The organism is Paenibacillus jepli (genome assembly GCF_047238105.1).
Taxonomy (GTDB): Bacteria; Bacillota; Bacilli; order Paenibacillales; family Paenibacillaceae; genus Paenibacillus_D.
In genome coordinates this window covers 3,510,915-3,523,999 of the sequence record NZ_JBDFMD010000001.1, presented here as the reverse complement: position 1 = coordinate 3,523,999, position 13,085 = coordinate 3,510,915, and the positions used below count along the sequence as shown (strand labels likewise).

The 13,085-nt window shown below is 56.3% G+C and carries 12 protein-coding genes and 1 pseudogene; 5 read left to right on the top strand and 8 right to left on the bottom strand.

Going from position 1 to position 13,085, the window contains the following annotated elements:
* Positions 1 to 7: 7 nt before the first annotated feature.
* Entirely contained in the window at positions 8 to 649 is a 642-nt protein-coding gene (locus tag ABC336_RS15565; RefSeq protein WP_413239498.1) for a nitroreductase family protein, read from the top strand.
* 165 nt (positions 650 to 814) lie between these two features.
* Here ABC336_RS15565 and trpB read toward each other — a convergent pair whose 3' ends face one another.
* The gene (gene trpB, locus ABC336_RS15560) at positions 815 to 1,975 is read right to left on the bottom strand and encodes a tryptophan synthase subunit beta (protein ID WP_413239497.1); all 1,161 of its coding nucleotides are present in this window, start codon (positions 1,973 to 1,975) and stop codon (positions 815 to 817) included.
* A gap of 190 nt (positions 1,976 to 2,165) precedes the next feature.
* Here trpB and ABC336_RS15555 point away from each other — a divergent pair, with 190 nt between their 5' ends.
* Entirely contained in the window at positions 2,166 to 2,672 is a 507-nt protein-coding gene (locus tag ABC336_RS15555) for an SRPBCC domain-containing protein (RefSeq protein ID WP_413239496.1), read from the top strand.
* Positions 2,673 to 2,763: 91 nt separating this feature from the next.
* Here the strand turns inward: ABC336_RS15555 and ABC336_RS15550 are convergent, their stop codons facing one another.
* From ABC336_RS15550 to ABC336_RS15540, 3 genes and pseudogenes are all read right to left on the bottom strand, one after another.
* Complete coding sequence (locus ABC336_RS15550; protein ID WP_413239495.1) at positions 2,764 to 2,928, bottom strand: hypothetical protein; 165 nt, start codon at positions 2,926 to 2,928, stop codon at positions 2,764 to 2,766.
* Between the two features lie 257 nt (positions 2,929 to 3,185).
* The gene (locus ABC336_RS15545) at positions 3,186 to 3,869 is read right to left on the bottom strand and encodes a TetR/AcrR family transcriptional regulator (RefSeq protein WP_413239494.1); all 684 of its coding nucleotides are present in this window, start codon (positions 3,867 to 3,869) and stop codon (positions 3,186 to 3,188) included.
* A 20-nt stretch (positions 3,870 to 3,889) separates the two neighbouring features.
* Positions 3,890 to 5,063 (bottom strand): annotated as a pseudogene (locus tag ABC336_RS15540) (FAD-dependent oxidoreductase).
* Positions 5,064 to 5,427: 364 nt separating this feature from the next.
* On the opposite strand from ABC336_RS15540, the gene ABC336_RS15535 reads away from it, so the two are divergent.
* Both ABC336_RS15535 and ABC336_RS15530 read left to right on the top strand, forming a co-directional pair.
* Positions 5,428 to 5,940, top strand: a complete 513-nt coding sequence (locus tag ABC336_RS15535; RefSeq protein WP_413239493.1) for a MarR family winged helix-turn-helix transcriptional regulator — start codon at positions 5,428 to 5,430, stop codon at positions 5,938 to 5,940.
* Position 5,941: 1 nt separating this feature from the next.
* The gene (locus ABC336_RS15530; protein WP_413239492.1) at positions 5,942 to 7,348 is read left to right on the top strand and encodes an MFS transporter; all 1,407 of its coding nucleotides are present in this window, start codon (positions 5,942 to 5,944) and stop codon (positions 7,346 to 7,348) included.
* Positions 7,349 to 7,544: 196 nt separating this feature from the next.
* On the opposite strand, the gene ABC336_RS15525 is transcribed toward ABC336_RS15530, so the two are convergent.
* Together ABC336_RS15525 and ABC336_RS15520 are read right to left on the bottom strand one after the other, a co-directional pair.
* Positions 7,545 to 8,642 (bottom strand): winged helix DNA-binding domain-containing protein, encoded by a 1,098-nt coding sequence (locus tag ABC336_RS15525; protein ID WP_413239491.1) that lies wholly within the window; start codon positions 8,640 to 8,642, stop codon positions 7,545 to 7,547.
* Positions 8,639 to 9,832, bottom strand: coding sequence for an epoxide hydrolase family protein (locus ABC336_RS15520; RefSeq protein WP_413239490.1), 1,194 nt, complete (start codon positions 9,830 to 9,832; stop codon positions 8,639 to 8,641). Before ABC336_RS15520 ends, ABC336_RS15525 begins: the two co-directional genes overlap by 4 nt.
* A 151-nt stretch (positions 9,833 to 9,983) precedes the next feature.
* On the opposite strand from ABC336_RS15520, the gene ABC336_RS15515 reads away from it, so the two are divergent.
* Positions 9,984 to 10,934, top strand: a complete 951-nt coding sequence (locus tag ABC336_RS15515) for a helix-turn-helix transcriptional regulator (RefSeq protein ID WP_413239489.1) — start codon at positions 9,984 to 9,986, stop codon at positions 10,932 to 10,934.
* 78 nt (positions 10,935 to 11,012) lie between these two features.
* Here the strand turns inward: ABC336_RS15515 and ABC336_RS15510 are convergent, their stop codons facing one another.
* Together ABC336_RS15510 and ABC336_RS15505 are read right to left on the bottom strand one after the other, a co-directional pair.
* Entirely contained in the window at positions 11,013 to 12,245 is a 1,233-nt protein-coding gene (locus tag ABC336_RS15510; RefSeq protein ID WP_413239488.1) for a hemolysin family protein, read from the bottom strand.
* Between the two features lie 158 nt (positions 12,246 to 12,403).
* Positions 12,404 to 12,997, bottom strand: a complete 594-nt coding sequence (locus tag ABC336_RS15505) for a TetR/AcrR family transcriptional regulator (RefSeq protein WP_413239487.1) — start codon at positions 12,995 to 12,997, stop codon at positions 12,404 to 12,406.
* Positions 12,998 to 13,085 lie beyond the last annotated feature (88 nt).

The window sequence follows — 13,085 nt, the reverse complement described above, 5'->3', positions numbered from 1 at the left end:
TCTTACCATGTCAAACAAGACAGACGCTGTGTCACTGGATATTCACACGGTCATCCGAAATCGTCATTCCGTGAAGCATTATGACCCGACGCATCATCTGAGCCAACAGGAAATCCTGAGTCTTCTGGAGATGGCCAGCCTGGCGCCGTCGGCATGGAACCTGCAGCACTGGAAATTCCTCGCGATAACGGAGCTAGAGGCCAAAGAGAAGCTGCTGCCGATCGCTTACGGCCAAAGGCAGGTCGTCGAAGCGTCCGCCGTCATCGCGATCCTCGGGGATCTCCAGGCGAATCTCAATGCCGAAACCGTCTATGGTCCTCTCGTACAGGCCGGAATGATGGCGGAGGACATCAAGTCAAGTCTGGTCGGTCAGATCGAATTCGCCTATGCGAATGAACCGTCCGTCCCACGGGACGAGGCGATCCGCAATGCTTCGCTGGCCGCGATGCAGCTCATGCTCGCTGCAAAGGCGACGGGGCTTGATTCCTGCCCGATGGGCGGCTTCGACGCCGCCCAATTCGTCGAAGCGTTCGGCGTGCCTCCCCGTTATATTCCGGTCATGCTGGTCGCGATCGGCAAGGCCGCTCTGCCAGCCCGGCCCTCCGCCCGTTATCCGGTTCACGAGACGGTCATCTGGAACACCTTCTAGAGCGGACCTGGAGCGGGTCTGGCTATCCTTAGCCGCTGTCCAGAAGTCCCTACGCCAAGAGCCCCATGGATCAGATCCGTGGGGCTCTTGGGCTGGATGGACGACCGCAGCTGCCGTGACACAGCGTGGCGTTCCGCTCCGGTACATCCCCGCTTGCCGGGAGGCTTATGCGCGGAGCATATGGTAGACCTGCTCGACATCCTTGTCGCCTCTGCCCGACAGGTTGACGATGAGGAGCTGATCCGCTCCCATCGTCTCTGACAGTTTCTTGGCATGGGCTACCGCATGGGCGCTCTCCAGCGCCGGGATGATCCCCTCCATGCGGGACAATTCCTGGAACGCCTCCAGCACCTCTTCGTTGGTCACCGTCGCATACTCGGCTCTGCCGGTCACCTTCAGGTGGCTATGCTCCGGTCCGATGCCCGGGTAGTCCAGACCGGCGGCGATGGAGTAGGTCTTGCGCGGCTCGCCCTCTTCGTCCAAGAGCACCAGACATTTGAAGCCATGGATCGTCCCCGGCACGCCTTCGGTCAGGGTAGGCGCCTGGTCAGGCTCGACTCCGATCAGCCGCACGCTTGGTTCGTCGATGAAATGAGCGAATGCGCCGATCGCATTGCTGCCGCCGCCTGCGCAGGCAACCACAGCGTCCGGCAGACGGCCTTCCTTCTCCAGGATCTGGCGCTTCGACTCCTCGCTGATAACAGCCTGGAAGTGCTTGACCATCGTCGGGAACGGATGCGGACCAACGGCCGAACCGAGCAGGTAGAAGGTGTTCTTGTAGTTGCGGACCAGATCGCCCAGCGCCTCATCAACGGCGTCCTTCAGACGGCCTTGACCCTTGTCTACCGGCACGACCGTCGCGCCCAGCAGCTCCATCCGGAACACGTTGAGCGCCTGGCGGCGCGTATCTTCGGCCCCCATGTAGATGACGCACTCCATGTTGAACATGGCACATGCCGTAGCTGTCGCTACACCATGCTGCCCAGCGCCCGTCTCGGCGATGATCCGCTTCGCGCCCATCCGCTTGGCCAGCAGGATCTGACCGATCGCGTTGTTGATCTTGTGCGCGCCGGTGTGGTTAAGATCCTCCCGCTTCAGGTAGATCTTCGGTCCGCCCCAGGCCGTCGTCAGCCGCTCTGCATAGGTCAGCGGGCTCTGGCGCCCTACATAGTCCCGCAGGTAATAGGCGAGCTCTTCCTGGAACACCGGGTCATCCTTGAACGTGTTGAACTGCGCGGTCAGGTAATCCAGCACCTCCTGCAGCTCCGGCGGTACGAAGCTGCCTCCGAATTCCCCGAAGTAGCCTTCCGTGGATGCTCTGTTCACTCATATATAAGCGCCTCCATTAGTGTATGATGAGATTCAATGGTATTATTCTAGCACGAGCTGAGGCTTGCGGCGAACGATATTTGAACGGCCATGCTCAAGGAAAAATTTAAATATTCCTTTACAGGAATATTCTTTTTGGGGTATATTTAAACCAGAAACCCAATAACCTGAAAACGGAGGAATGGAAATGACATTGAAACCAGAAGGCAAAGAGCTTGTAATCACCCGTGTTCTTCATGCGCCGCGCGAGCTTGTGTTCCAAACCTGGTCGGAGATTGAACATCTGGAGCAGTGGTGGGGACCGAAAGGATTTGAATTAAGCCACACCCGGTTGGATTTCCGTCCCGGCGGCTTTTTTCACTATAAGATGCAATCGGCTGACGGCAGTCATATGTGGGGTAAGTTCGTGTATCACGAAATTGAAGCTCCTGAAAAGATTGTCTGGGTCAACAGTTTCTCGGACGAGGCCGGCAACATTGTCCGAGCTCCGTTCAGTGATTTAATTCCGCTTGAGATCCAAAATACACTCACCTTTAGCGAGGAGAACGGTGTCACCAACATAACCTTGCACAGTGTGCCGGTCCATGCATCTGACGAAGAGACAAGGTTTTTTGAGGGTATGTTCGATTCCATGCAGGATGGCTTCAAGGGCACCTTTGATCAGTTGGAAGCCTATGTAGGCACCCTCGCCTAGCGGTGTCCCCGCCAGAAGACTTCAACTCCTTCCAAGGCCATCCTGTCAGGGGTGGCCTTGCTTCCGGTTCGGCTTCGTTATTTATCCATCCTCACAGGGTATATTCCGGCAGCATCTCCAACGAGATGGACGCCCAGCCGGCGCCGCTGTTGATCGCTTCTTCCATCGCCTTGGGCGGCGCCTGGAGCTCAAGCTCGTCATAGATGATCTCTTCGCGCCGGCCGAAATTATGACCGAATACATACAATCTGCCCATGGTCGGGAGACACCAGCGATTCTACGATCGTCTACGATAATGCGCTGTGGACCTCGCTGCCTGCCGTACTGAACGACAACGTGTTCCAGCTCGACCCCGCCTCCGATACGTACAACGACCCGTATCTCTGGAAGGCCAGTCTCCGAAAGTCTTTTGACAGCCAAGTAGTCGTGTATGATGATTAACCGGCTGGCCCCTGCCAGTATGGCGGGGGCCAGCCGGTTCTCTCTATTCCGAGTGGCTTAGTCCCTTGCTTGCTAAGCCTGCGTTACCTTCATCAGTCCCTGAAGAACGACTTCAAGTCCCCAGCGCAGCCGCTCCCTGGATGGGATATCCCCTGAGAACATTTCCTTCTGCAGACTGGCGATATGCGGGAAGGAGCCGGGATCTGCGGACGTGTAGGCGTCTCTGATGAGCGGCATAGGCATGGAGCCGCGGGCTTCTGATGCTGTTTTCTCGAAGAGGAAGGACGACACGTAGAACATAAACATGTCTACCCCCCATGCCGCCGACCGGGAGACAATGCCTGCCTCATGCAATGCCGCTAACAGGTATTCGGTCAGCCTTAGCGAATTCTCCCCGGCGGGAATCGTAATCAATGCCAATTCGGCGAGTCCCGGATGCTCTTGCAGTAAGGTGGCATAGGCCTCCAACGCGCCGAACAGCCGAGTTTTCCAGGAGGCTTCTTCAAGCGGAGGCAGCTGGAGCTGCCCGAGCGCGTAGTCCATGACATACGCATTTAATTCCTGGGCATTCTTGACATAGACATATAACGAAGAGGGTCCTGTGTCCAGCGCTTGGGCGATCTTGCGCATGGTCATGCCAGACAGGCCCTCATTCTTAATCAGGGCGTAGGCGGTTTTTACGATCTCTTCATGGCTTAATGGCGCTTTGGCGGGCCGGGTTCTGCGGCTTACAACGGGGCGTTTGCCATTGGTCATCCTCTCTCACTTCCTCCAACTTAAGATTCACGCTCTGCCTCCTCCAGATAGTTGTCCATAAGACCAGCCAGCTTCGCAGCCGCATCAGCAGAGAAGCACAGTTTCAAATTAGCGTAGGATTCCTCCGCACTCTGGGATGAATAGCGGTACATCTCGCGCTCGTATGCCTTAACGGCAGGACCAAACTCTTCGTGCTGCGCGATGGACATGGCGAGCGTCAGCGCATCAAGCATAGCCAGATTGACACCGATCCCTGCAAAAGGCGACATCACATGGGCGGCATCGCCGATCAAGGTAATCCCTGGATTGTGCGTCCATTGAAAGCCTAGCGGCAGCATGTAGATTCGTCTTGGCACAATTGCACCGTCCGCGTAACGAATATAATTTTTGAGCTCATCGTCCCAATCCTCGAACAGCTCGAGCAGATGACGCTTCACTTCCTCCGGTTGCTCGAAACGAATGCCGCAGGTATCCAGCCATTCACGGCCGACGGCAAAGCTGGCATATACTTTGATCCGCCCATCTCCGTTACATTGTCCCAGAATGCCCTTATGATCGTCCAGAGCAAACATTTTCCCCCGTTTGTTGCTCTGCCAGATCCGGATATTGCTCTGCGGCATTCATCACATTGAGCTCAATCATAGACAGACCCGAATATTCGGGCTCAATATCCGAGAGCAGCGGGCGAACACGAGAGAAGGCTCCATCAGCGCCTACCAGAAGATCTGCTGCATCAACCTCGCCGTTCTCAAAATGCAGCTCCGTCCTCCCTGTACCCAAAGGAACCGCATGGAGCAGCTTGTAACCGTATCGTATAACGTCTTTATCGAGCCCGCCGCGCAGCAGGTCGCATAGTTCCCCGCGGTCAATCTCCGGTCTGACGCCCGTCACTTCCGGGTCCGCTTCTTCATCCCAATGCACATGTTTGTGTTTGTCCAAGATGCGGAAATCTTCTCCTTCATACCGGGCCAAAGCTTGAAAAGCCTCATACAGCCCCGCTTCTTTAAGCGCCAACTGTCCGAAATCCTCATGAATATCCAAAGAACCGCCTTGATCCCGATGCGTATCTTGAGTCTCCCGCTCATAAATGACCGGGCTAAAGCCATGACGTTGAAGAAGCAAGACCAGGGTCAGACCCCCTGGTCCCGCTCCTATAATCGCAATACGTTTTGAGGCTGCAGTTGGATGTGTCATCCGGTTCCACTCCTTCACTAGTATCGAGTTTATAGGTGTTGCAAGGACTCGATTTACTTAGTTATACCATAACGAACACCGTTCGTAAAGAACGATGTTCGTTAACAGCAATAATAATAGTTGCAATAACATTCTAATTTCAGTATGATAAGCTTAAAATTAGTTGCAATAGCATGCTATCAAGGTGAAACGGCTGTCGCCGTGTGCTTACGAAGCCAGTTTTGCTTCGCAAATCTCTGAGTGCAGCGCGTTTCATTCCATAGAATTCTAAGCTGAGTATGAATGTGAAACTTATACGCTTAGAATTTAAAAAATGTTCCATGTGGAACGTTTTGAGGGGAGCATCGCCGAGGAGGAGCATTCTATGCATACAGAAGATGGGCATCAGTTTAACGAATGTAAGGCGGGGAGATCGGATGCCGGCAGTGTACCTGCGGTAGAGTCGGCGGGTAAATATGTCGGGGCAATCTACCGTCATCTGCAGATCCTGATCGCCGATGAGCTCAAGCCGTACCGGATCGGGAGCGGACAGTATATCTTCCTGATCACGATCGCCGAGCGGGAAGGCATCACGCAAAAGGCGCTCAGCGAGGAACTGCTGATCGACAAGACGACCACGGCCAAGGCGGTCAGCAAGCTGGAGGCCGAGGGCTATGTGAAACGTGTGCCGTCGCAGGAGGATCAGCGGTTCAATCAGCTGTACCTCACGGAAGCAGGACGAGAGGTCTTGCCCCTGGTGAAGGGCAAGCTGCAAGGCATGATCGGGATTAGCCGCCAAGGTATGAGCGATGAGGAGTACGCACTCCTCGTGTCCCTGCTGAAGCGTATGCTGAGCAATGTATGCGACGAGGTACATAAAGAAGGAGGAATATCTTGATATGAAAGACGCCCCAAAACAACGTACGGTCCAGGCCGCTTCCGGGACGGGCGAAGCTGCGATACAGCCGGGCAAGGGCATCATCTATCTGCTCGGCTGCCTGCTGCTCTTCTCCGTCATGAACGTGACGGTGTTCAACGTCGCGCTGCCCGACATCTCCAGCGACCTGAGCATCTCGCCCGCACTGGCTGGCTGGGTCATCACCGGCTACGCGATGGTGTACGCGATCGGTTCGCTTATGTACGGCAAGCTTGCCGACTTATTCCCGCTCAAACGACTGATGACCATCGGTATCGTGCTGTTCAGCGCCGGCTCGATCATCGGCTTCGTCTCCGAGGGCTATGCCTGGCTGCTGACCGGCCGGCTGGTGCAGTCGGCGGGCGCTTCCTCGATCCCGGCGCTGGCGATGCTGATCCCGGCCCGCTACTTTGCGCCCGAGCGGCGCGGGGCCGTGATGGGGCTGATCGCTTCGTTCATCGCCCTGTCGGCCGGTATCGGTCCGATCGTCGGCGGCTTCGTGTCCGAGGCCATGCATTGGAAGTACCTCTTCCTGCTGTCGCTGGGCACGCTGGCTGTCTTGCCTTTCCTGCGCCGCTCCTTGCCGGACGAAGCGCGCAGACCCGGCTCGATCGATACGATCGGCGCGGGCCTGCTGGCAGGCGCGGTAGCGATGCTGATGCTGACGATTACCAATCTCGGCAGCTCGCAGGCAGTGATCTATGGCCCGATCTTCATCGTGCTGCTCCTCTTGTTCATCCTGCGCAGCCAACGGGTCAAGGAGCCGTTCCTCGCGCTGTCGCTGTTCACGGAAGGTCCTTACCGGTTCGCCATCCTGGCGATGTTCCTCTCCTCGATGAGCGCCTTCAGCATGATGCTGCTGGTCCCGCTCATGCTGGAGTCGATGTTCGGATTCGGGGCCGATCGGATCGGTATGGTGCTGTTCCCGGCGGCGATCGCAGCGGCGTTCATGGGGCGACTGGGCGGCCGATGGACCGACCGCTTCGGCAGCATCCCCGTCCTGCTGATGGCCGCCACCCTGATGATCAGCGGCTTCCTGCTGATGGCGGGACTGTCCTGGGCAGGCGCGTGGGTCATCACTCTAGCGCTGATCATGCCCAACATCGGCTTCGTGTTCGTGCAGTCTTCGATGTCGAAGCTGGTGTCGCTGCTGCTGCCGGCCCAGCGGCTTGGCGCGGGGATGGGCGTGTTCAGCATGAGCAACTTCATGTCCGGCGCGATCGGCGGCGCCCTGGCGACCACCGCCGTCGGGTGGGGCGTGCCGTTCCCGGCGCTCTTCCTGACGATGGCCGTCCTGCTGTCCTTGCAGATGCTGGTCGTCCAGTTCATCCTGCGGGGCAAGGTGAGCGGCGGTGGCAAGCTGGCGGCGACACCTGTGTCGGAACGTTGAACAGGGACTGCGTGTTCCTCTGCGATAGTCTAGCGAAAGGATGATGAAGGCGAATCGCAAGACACGCCCAGTGTTCGGTAAAGGAAGGTTTGTCTTTTGGGCTAACCTTCCCTTACACGAATACACCCGAGCTCCTACAACCTTCAGAACAAGTCGGTCAAAGTGATCGTGTCACCATGAGATGTATGGTTATGATTCACCGTGTGACAAAATGACAATACCGTTGTGTCGCCTGCTCCAGACTTTCTGCGCACCAAGCCTGGTTAGCTGAGAATGAATGGATGGATATGTCTATGCGGTCTTTCGTCATCGTCCGCCTCCATGTCCCTGCGATCTGGCCGTCAACAATCAGCATAGGTTTAAACACGCCATTGTTACCTGGGACGACGAGTGAAGCGTGATTTGGTCCTAACACGACGCTCCTGTCTTTGTAACCCAGCAAATATTCATCATACCCAGGCAGCAACTGTACGCGGGGTTGTTCTTCGTCTCCTTTGATTTCATGTTTGCCCATCCAATATTCCACGCCTGCGATCTTCTCTGAATGAAGGGCCTCTTTTGCCGCCTCCACTCCAGCCCTGGCTTCCGTGAGTGTGAGCCCCGCCCACCATGCAAAGTCGTGGAATGTCGCCGGCCCATGTCCCGTGAAGTAACGCTCTGCCAGCTCCTTAAGTGCTTCTTCCGCGGACACCCCCTTTCGACGAGGCAGCCAATCCTCCAACAGGACGAAGGTTTGCTGCTTCCCCTCTACCGGCCCCATACAAATCATGCCGATCTGTGCCAAATACCATAACAAATGGTAACCGCGTCCTTTGCCCGTAACGATTCCTGCCTCCTCTAACAATCCCATTAGATCCGCACGAGTCATCCGCATATTTTCCTTCAACGCACGATATATCAAATCTTCGCAACGCGACAACAAACTGGAGTCAATTTCCAACGCCTTAAGCCTTGGTTTGCTTTTTGCTAATATTCGGGGCGTCAGTAGCTTTATAATCCAGTCCACGTCCTCTGCCGCCACCAGATGCAGCGTTCCCCGTAAAGCCCAAGTAAGTACGATCTGCTTCTCCGCAATGGCACATTCAACCTCGGCGGCTCTCGCGTGCTGCATGCGTAGACCGATCGCCCATAAAGCCTGTGAGTAATCCTGCGCTTGGACAGCACCTAAACTTCTAACAACTTCATAAGCCGTTTGCTGCCCTAGACGGTGAATGGATTGGTTCTTTAATCGAAGTTGAGTAATCCATTGTCTATCATAGCGGCCGGTTCGCTGCGCCGAGGATGGCTGAATCATGATGTCAGACTTCGGAAAAATCCGCGGATGTCACTAATCATCACGTCCGGCGCGTCGATCGCTGCGAAATGGGTGCCCCGTTCGAATTCGCTCCAACGGACGATCCGGTTGGCCGGCTCCGCGAATCTCCGTACCGCTACGTCCGAGGACTGGAATACTGCCACACCTACCGGGGTTTGAGACGGCGTCTTCGGCATCCAAACGGACGGATCATGCGCGTTCGCATAGTACATGCGGGCCGACGAGTTCGCCGTGCCGGTCAACCAGTACAACATCAGGTTCGTCAGGAACCGGTCGGCGTCTACGGCATCCGGATAATCGCCGAAACCGTAGAACAACTCGGCCGTCCAAGCCAACAGGGCGGCGGGCGAATCGTGCAGTCCGTACGCCAGCGTTTGCGGCCGCTGGGATTGTATTGCGTTAAATCCGAACCGTTCTTGCATGAATTGCCCCAGCCTCCCGATTCGAACGCGCTCAGCATCCGTCAGTTCGCCAAGTGTCGCTTCATCGACTTGTCCCATCGGGATGAATCCCATTGTAGCTGCGTTTACATGGACGCCGACAACTCTCCCTTCTGCCATGCGGCCGAGCTCCGGCGCGATGACCGCCCCCATGTCGCCCCCCTGAACACCGTAACGTTCGTAACCCAGCCGAATCATAAGCTCAGCAAAAGCTGTGGCAGCCCGACCAGACGTCCAACCGGCATCCGTCGTGGGACCAGACAAACCGAAGCCGGGGAGTGAAGGGATGATAAGATGGAACGCATCGGCCGCATCGCCGCCATAGGAGGCAGGATCGGTCAACGGACCGATGAGATCGAGAAATTCTACGGGCGATCCCGGCCAACCGTGCAGGAGCAAAAGCGGCGTCGCATTCTTCTCCGGAGATAGGATATGGAAGAAGTGAATAGTCGCGCCATCGATCACGGTCGTATACTGCGGGAAAGAATTCAACATAGCCTCCTGCTTCCGCCAATCGAAAGACGTGCGCCAATGCTCCGTCATCTTCTTCATGAAATCAAGCGGTACGCCGTATTGCCAACCGGCTCCCGGCAGCTCGTCAGGCCAGTGCGTCGCCTCCAAGCGAAGTTTCAATGCGTCGAGAGCGTGTTGCGGCGTTTCTATGCGAAACGATTGGATGCCTTGCGGGTTTGCCGCTTTAGTAGTAGTTGCAGATGCATTCGGGTTCATAGGTTGTTTCCTCCTCAGAGTTAGATGGTTGCGGGTCGTTCCTGATGTCTTGTATCTCCATCATAAGGCAGCGTTGTTGACAACAGTCTGTCAGGGAGGAATTGAGTATATGTTTCTCGAGAGGTAAAATGTTGATGTAGGAGGTGAAAGGGTGAAAATTCAACGTCTGCTTGGGATCACGATGTTGTTACTCAGCCGGCGCCGAGTGAACGCTCAAACGATGGCGGATAAGTTCGAGGTATCGCTTCGGACCATCTATCGCGACTTGGAAACGATCAATGAAGCAGGCATTCCCATCGTCGCGTTTACAGGTACGGACGGCGGTTATGAGATCATGGAGCAATTCCGCATCGAGCGACAAATCGTCACTTTTGAGGACCTTCAGTCGATTCTGATCGCTCTGAGGGGGATTCGAGCGTCGCTGGACGATGCGGAGATCGATGACCTGCTGACGAAGATGAAGGCACTGACGGCCCGCTCCGAACAAAAAGTGATGGAAGACACCGGCGAAACGCTCATGATGGACACGAACCTGTGGCACGGTGGCGGTATAAAGGATAAGTCGATCCTTGTCACGCTTCGAGAGGCCGCAAAACAGCGTTTCGTCGTTTCCTTCCGGTATACGAATACGGAAGGAAACGACGAAACGCGAGAGGTCGAGCCAATCGGTATCGCCTGGAAGGCATACGCCTGGTACTTGTACGGATATTGCCGGCTCCGGAACGATTATCGAACGTTCCGCCTGTCCCGGGTCAGCGATCTCCGGGTTCGCCTGGAGAAGTTCGCAAGCCGCGGCGTTCGGATGGAGGAACTGGATGCCAAATGGGGGAACCGGGAGACGGGGCCGTCCGTCCGTTTGCTGCTGCGGTTCCACCCAAGAGTGCATGTGCGCGTCGAAGAAGCGTTCGGACCGGACAACGTGACGATGGCACCGGACGGTTCCTTGCTGGTGAATGCCAGTTACCCGGACAACCACTGGTTTTACGGCATGATACTCAGCTACGGACCGGACGTTACCGTGGTCGAGCCGGCCAACGTAGCGGAGAAAATTCGGGAGATGGCGGAAGCAACCGCAGCACTGTATCGTCTGCCGGCCCGGTAATATCCCTTGTCTGTAAGAGATCCCTTATCATCCTGCCTTGATGGTTCTCGAGGCCGCTGCGGACCAGCCCCGCTGCCCCTACTCTTCCCCCGGCAGCTTCACGATCTCCACCCGGCTCACCCGCCGGTCATTGACCTCCAGCACAGTGAACACCAGCTGGTCATAGGTGAAGGTCTCGCCGGCTTTAGGCAGGTAGCCCAGGTGGTTGATGACAAAGGCGGCCAGATTGTCGTCCTCCGCCGGCAGGTTCGTCTGGAATACATTGTTGAGCCGATAGATGGACAGCTTGGTGTTGCATACGATCTGGGTATCCGTCTGGCTGTAGATCAGCGCATCTCCGACGTCCATCTCGTCCTCGATATCCTGCCCGATCATCGTCTCGATCAGATCCTCCAGCGTGATCAGACCTTCCGTCCCCCCATGCTCATCCATTACGACCGCCATGTGGCGCTTTTGCTTCATCATACGGGCGAACACCTCGTCCACCGACTGCGACTCATACACATAGAGCGGGTCCGTGTCCGCGAAGTCCCGAATCGTTCGATCGGGATTTTCGGCCCAGACGAACATGAACTTGGCGTGGAACACGCCGATGATATGATCGACATCCCCTTCATAGACGGGGTAACGCGTATATTGGTTAGCTACCAGAAACGCACGCGCTTCCTTGAACGTGGTGTCGACGGCGATCGCCTTCATCTCGACCCGGTGCGTCTTGAGCATGTCGGCCACATTTAGGGTTTTGAAGTCCATGACCGACTTCAGACGGGACATCTCGTCCTGCTTGAAGGTGCCCTCGGTATGGGCAATATCGACCATCGCCCGCATCTCCGCCTTGGAGAACGTGATATGACTGTCCGGGTCCTGACCCAGCAGCCGGATCACCGTCTTCGTGAGCAGATTGAGCAGGAAGATGAAGGGCTTCAGGAGGATCAGGATAATCAGCGTCGGATAATAGACCAGATAAGAGATCCGTTCGGGAAACGCCGCCGCGATCGACTTGGGCAGCACCTCGGCGAACACGATGATGAGCACAGTCAGGATGGCCGTCGTGACCCCGATCGACCAGCCGAACTCCAGGGCGACGATCGTCACCATGGACGGCAGCACGATGTTCGGGACATTGTTGGCGATCAGGATGCCCGGGATGAATTCCTCGGTGTTGTTGACCAGCTTCAGCAGGCGCGCCGCCTTCTTGTCGCCACCCGCCGCCTTCATCTGCAGCTTCATCTCGTTGGTGGCCGTCAGGGCCGTCTCACTGCCCGAGAAATAACTGGAGGCGATGAACAGGATGATGATGGATATAATCATAAACGTCAATAAGATCACCTACACGATTGAATTTGGTTGTACAGTTTCGTCCTTATCTAATATTACCATTATCCGGGTAGTCTAAAAACGTGGATGGTCCGAGCACACCAAAACGCCTACTCGCTGCGTTTACGCGAGTAGGCGTACTTTGCAATCATCTATGGACCATCCCGAAGCAAGCGATGCACAAAGGCGTCGAGCCCTTGGCGAATCTCCTCGTCGGTTAGTCCTTCCTGGGCGCTAAGGTAGTCTAACAAATCCATGCGTGCGCCCCCCAACATCGCATGTGCGGTATAGACCACCTCGGATTGCGGCAGCAACTCCGCCAGCTGCTGCTTCAGCAGGTCTTCGATATACGAGTAGCGCTCCGACACAAACGGACTGCTGCTGGCTGCCGGGGCAAGCGCCTCGACCGCCTGCGCAAGCGAGCGGTTGTCCAGCTTAAGATCGACGATCGCGCGGAGGATCGCCGGAATCCGTATCATTGGCGGGGTATCTGGCCCGAGCGGAGAAGGACCGGTTGCGATAGCCTGCGCCACCTGCTCCACCTGGACGTCAAAGACGGCCCGCAGCAGACCGGCCCGGTCACCGAACCGGCGAAACAGCGTCCCTTTACCGACCCCAGCCGCTGCCGCCACCGCGCTCATCGTCAGCGCGGCCGGGTCCTTCGCTTCGGCGAACAGCACAAGGGCGGCATCGAGGATAGCTTGGCGATTGCGAACCGCATCCGCCCGTTCTTTATTATGGCTCATATTCTCACACCCTTGACAAACGGACCTTTGGTCCGTATAATTTTTTAAAACGGACCGGAAGTCCGTTTGAAAAAGAAGTGTTACGCTA

Excerpts from the sequence above, each read along its gene's own strand:
- ABC336_RS15525 (WP_413239491.1), bottom strand. The coding sequence starts at position 8,642 with ATGATTCAGCCATCCTCGGCGCAGCGAACCGGCCGCTATGATAGACAA.
- ABC336_RS15510 (WP_413239488.1), bottom strand. The coding sequence starts at position 12,245 with ATGATTATATCCATCATCATCCTGTTCATCGCCTCCAGTTATTTCTCG.
- ABC336_RS15555 (WP_413239496.1), top strand. The coding sequence starts at position 2,166 with ATGACATTGAAACCAGAAGGCAAAGAGCTTGTAATCACCCGTGTTCTT.
- ABC336_RS15505 (WP_413239487.1), bottom strand. The coding sequence starts at position 12,997 with ATGAGCCATAATAAAGAACGGGCGGATGCGGTTCGCAATCGCCAAGCT.
- ABC336_RS15530 (WP_413239492.1), top strand. The coding sequence starts at position 5,942 with ATGAAAGACGCCCCAAAACAACGTACGGTCCAGGCCGCTTCCGGGACG.
- ABC336_RS15535 (WP_413239493.1), top strand. The coding sequence starts at position 5,428 with ATGCATACAGAAGATGGGCATCAGTTTAACGAATGTAAGGCGGGGAGA.
- ABC336_RS15545 (WP_413239494.1), bottom strand. The coding sequence starts at position 3,869 with ATGACCAATGGCAAACGCCCCGTTGTAAGCCGCAGAACCCGGCCCGCC.
- ABC336_RS15550 (WP_413239495.1), bottom strand. The coding sequence starts at position 2,928 with ATGGGCAGATTGTATGTATTCGGTCATAATTTCGGCCGGCGCGAAGAG.
- ABC336_RS15520 (WP_413239490.1), bottom strand. The coding sequence starts at position 9,832 with ATGAACCCGAATGCATCTGCAACTACTACTAAAGCGGCAAACCCGCAA.
- ABC336_RS15565 (WP_413239498.1), top strand. The coding sequence starts at position 8 with ATGTCAAACAAGACAGACGCTGTGTCACTGGATATTCACACGGTCATC.